At 29.8% G+C, this 591-nt stretch carries 1 protein-coding gene; it reads right to left on the bottom strand.

From position 1 onward, the window contains the following. The coding region (locus ESY88_RS20765) for a GRAM domain-containing protein (RefSeq protein WP_223270928.1) at positions 1–564 on the bottom strand (564 nt) is incomplete at its 3' end. Positions 565–591 lie beyond the last annotated feature (27 nt).

Raw genomic sequence — 591 nt, 5'->3', positions numbered from 1 at the left:
TACGGTGTTGTAGTGCGTTATTTTTTCGTTCAGCTTTTCAATCCACTTTTCTCGTTCATTAACAACAAAATCAAATTCATTTCCGCCATTGGTTTTTATTCTAATTCCGTTGTCAATTATTTTCGCTGTCTTTCTTTTTATTATTTCCGTAATATTCTCGTAAAGAATATCAGTTTGTCCTTTTTGGATATTTATTTCATGAGATTTAAAAACTACTTTTTTATTAGTTAAAAACAATTTTCCACCAACACCTTCCATTCCACGGAATAAGTTTGCGGGACCTTCAATTTCAACATTTTCGTCTTGAGTCAATTCAGGTTTAATATTTTTTCCGATTTTAGAAGTAAATTTCGTTCCGAATTTTTGCGTTACATATGGAAATCCAATTCCCATAAAAATTCCGAAAAATATTCCTTGAAACAAGTAACTATTCATACTTTGAAATTCTCCGCCTAATAAATAATCCATCAGACACATAATTCCAACAAATAAAAGTCCAGTTAAAATTGCTGACACAATTCTAAATTTCCAATTAAGTTTTATCATTTTATTTCCTATCTCCATAAAGTTTGGTTTTTATGCACTACAACG

This window comes from Subsaximicrobium wynnwilliamsii (genome assembly GCF_007997225.1).
Lineage (GTDB): Bacteria > Bacteroidota > Bacteroidia > Flavobacteriales > Flavobacteriaceae > Psychroserpens > Psychroserpens wynnwilliamsii.
The sequence above is the reverse complement of the archived record's forward strand: the minus strand, read 5'-3'. Positions and strand labels throughout refer to the sequence as shown.